Origin of the sequence: Paraburkholderia sp. GAS41, from assembly GCF_050436545.1 — a bacterium.
Taxonomy (GTDB): domain Bacteria; phylum Pseudomonadota; class Gammaproteobacteria; order Burkholderiales; family Burkholderiaceae; genus Paraburkholderia.
Window position 1 is genome coordinate 1 of the sequence record NZ_JBNDMK010000068.1, and the last position, 3189, is coordinate 3189.

Below are 3189 nucleotides of genomic sequence, written 5' to 3' on the forward strand. Positions count from 1 at the left end.
ATCTGCAGGGTTCGAGTATCCGGGCCATGGCCCGGATACTCGGGCGCTCGCCAGCCACCGTGAGCCGTGAGCTGACGCGAAACAGCTCACCTGCTGGCTACGCATCCGTGCCCGCTGAAGCACTCAGGGCCGCGCGCCGCAGCGCGGGTCGCCGCCCCACGAAGCTTTGCCCGCACAGTGTGTGCTGGCGCATCGTTCTGACCCTGCTCGAGTGGAAATGGTCGCCCCAGCAGATATCGGGCACACTGAAGCGTATGTATCCCACCGACCCGACGCGGCAGGTTTCGCATGAAACCATTTACACGGCCATCTACGCCCAGCCGCGCGGCGAACTGCGCCGTCAGCTCATCGCCTGCTTGCGCCACGGCCACAGCACGCGCATGCCGCGCACACGAGGTACCGACCGGCGCGGACAGATTCCCGACATGGTCAGCATTCATGTGCGGCCGCCTGAAATCGAAGACCGACTGCTGCCTGGGCACTGGGAAGGCGACTTCATCGTGCGACCTGCAAGTCGCATGTTTCTCTGTTTCACGGGGGTAGGCATGACCTGATGAGACCGGCTGTTCCATCAGCTGTTCCCTACCCGGGCATGCAGAACCGGTAACGGTGCTGTGTGAAGCCTCGGGGACAACGTAGCCGCCGGATATCCGGTACGCCGAGCCGCGAGGCAACGCGGAATCTGCCAGCACGAAGGCGGAGAGGCGCAAGGGATGGATGGGTACGACCAACACATGTGAACGTCTAAAACGCGTCGTTACTCCTAACAAGCCAAACGTGCTGACAGGCTTGAACCAAAACGGTATGCGGCAAGGAATGGCTTCTGATGAATGGGCCATCATGGACAGAACGCCGCCGGCGCATTTGACGGGTCCGCACCATCCCGAGATTCATGCGGAACAGGGTAAGCCCATAGTGCTGCCGGCAACGGCAGGCGAACCGCAAGGAACGCTGTTGGCGCTGCGGGTAAAGGAATGCGGAAAAAGCGAAGGCCCATCTGTAATGGACGGGATACGGACTGAGACATCGTCCGACGCGAAAGCGGGCTGACTTCCGCGCGGTCATTCATGGCGAGAAAAACTTGACGAATCGTTGTACGAGGGAAAGCAGATGACGGCGAACGATACGCAAGTGTCGGGCGCTGGTGCGTCCTCGCGCGCTGCCCAGATGTGGGACCAGGCGAACTGGACAAACATCGAGGCAGAGGTGAAACGACTTCAGTTGCGTATCGCCAAGGCAGTCCGGGAAGGCCGGTGGGGCAAGGTGAAGGTCTTGCAACGTCTGCTGACCCGCTCGTATCACGGCAAGATGCTGGCCGTGAAGCGGGTGACGGAAAATCGCGGCAAGAGAACGCCGGGGGTGGACGGGAAGATCTGGTCATCACCGGCGGCCAGATGGAACGGAATGCTGTCGCTGCGTCATCGTGGCTATCGCGCGATGCCGCTGCGACGTGTCTACATTCCCAAGAGTAATGGAAAGAAGCGTCCGTTAGGAATTCCGTGTATGCGGTGCCGGGCGATGCAGGCTTTATGGAAGCTCGCACTGGAACCCGTGGCTGAGACACTGGCGGATCCGAATTCCTATGGCTTTCGGCCCGAACGCTCGACTGCCGACGCCATCGAACAATGCTTCATCGCTCTGGCAAGGCGTGTATCGCCAGAGTGGATTCTGGAAGGTGACATACGAGGCTGTTTCGACAACTTCAGTCACCCCTGGCTTCGGGAGCACATACCGATGGATAAGGCGATCCTGCGCAAGTGGCTTGAGGCCGGATATATTGATGAGGGAACCCGGTTCGAGTCGCGGGCAGGCACACCCCAAGGGGGTATTGCCTCGCCCGTAATCGCGAATATAGCGCTGGATGGACTTGAGGCGGCAGTACACGCGAGCATCGGTGTCTCGAAACTCCCACGTCGCAAGGCCAAACTTAACGTTATCCGGTATGCCGATGATTTCGTGGTGACCGGTGCTTCGAAAGAAGTACTGGAATCCGTGGTTCTTCCTGCGATCCGTCGCTTCATGGCGGTTCGTGGTCTGGAACTGTCGGAGGAGAAAACCCGGATTACACGCATAACGGAGGGTTTCGATTTCCTGGGCCAGAACGTACGCAAATACGGCGGCAAACTGCTGATCAAGCCAGCGAGGAAAAGTGTCAGCTCGCTGCTTGAGAAGGTCAGGGGAATCATCAAGGGTCACGCAAGCGTCACGCAGCGCGCGCTGATACAGCAACTCAACCCGGTCATCCGGGGATGGGCCATGTATCACCGCCACATCGTGGCGAAGGCCACCTTCTCATTGATAGACTCACACATCTGGCAACTGCTCTGGAGGTGGGCATTGCGCAGGCATCCCAACAAAGGAGCACGATGGGTCAGGAGGCGATACTTCCGGACCGACGGACAAAGGTCGTGGGACTTTGCGACGGAGGCAGTTCGGGCTGACGGAAATATCGGTAGCCTGCGGCTCTTCCGCGCAACGACGGTCGCGATTACGCGTCACGTTAAGGTTCGTGGACCGGCCCATCCGTTTGACCCGGCATGGACGCCCTACTTTGCCCGTCGTCGCGCCGCGAAACATCCTGTCGGTCTGTCCGGTGCCACCCCATGGTGCTGAAGAATGGCTTGAGCCGGATGCGGGGTGACTCGCCCGTCCGGTTCTTAGGGGAGAACGTGCCGGTAACGGCACGTTCTTACCCGACAAGGGCGCTGGCAACCAGTCCTCGGTAGGCGTCCTGGTCGAACGGACCAGCCGCCTGGTGCTGCTTGCGAAGATGGAAGATGCCACCGCCGCTTCAGCGCTGGCGGGCTTCTGCGCCAAACTCAATTCGATTGCCGAGCCATTACGGCAGAGCTTCACCTACGACCAGGGCAAAGAAATGTCGCGACATACAGAGCTCGCCGCCGCGACCGGCGTGAAGGTGTACTTCTGCGACCCGCACAGCCCATGGCAACGCGGCACTTGTGAAAACACCAACGGACTGCTGCGTCAGTATCTGCCCAAAGGCACGGACCTTTCGGTCTACAGTCAGGACGAACTCGACGCCATTGCCGACAGTTTGAACAGTCGGCCTCGCGCCACTCACGCGTTCCATTCGCCATTCGAGGTCTTCGCCGCGACCCTTGCTTCAGCAAGTCAACCTCAAGGCTCTAAACATTAAACCCGCTGTTGCGCTTCACCCTTGAAACCGCC

General features: G+C 60.0%; 2 protein-coding genes and 2 pseudogenes. All 4 read left to right on the plus strand.

The features are described from left to right. Positions 1-2: 2 nt before the first annotated feature. Positions 3-500 (plus strand): annotated as a pseudogene (locus P3T43_RS35455) (IS30 family transposase); the annotation flags it as partial. A gap of 217 nt (positions 501-717) precedes the next feature. Continuing rightward, a complete protein-coding gene (locus P3T43_RS35460; protein ID WP_429285640.1) occupies positions 718-1050 on the plus strand; it encodes a hypothetical protein in 333 nt (110 codons plus the stop codon). Positions 1051-1110: 60 nt separating this feature from the next. Then, positions 1111-2613 carry a group II intron reverse transcriptase/maturase gene (gene ltrA / locus P3T43_RS35465; protein WP_429285641.1) on the plus strand — a complete coding sequence of 501 codons (1503 nt, stop codon included), beginning with the start codon at positions 1111-1113 and terminating at the stop codon, positions 2611-2613. Positions 2614-2698: 85 nt separating this feature from the next. Next, positions 2699-3157, plus strand: a pseudogene (locus P3T43_RS35470) (IS30 family transposase); the annotation flags it as partial. Between the last annotated feature and the right edge of the window lie 32 nt (positions 3158-3189).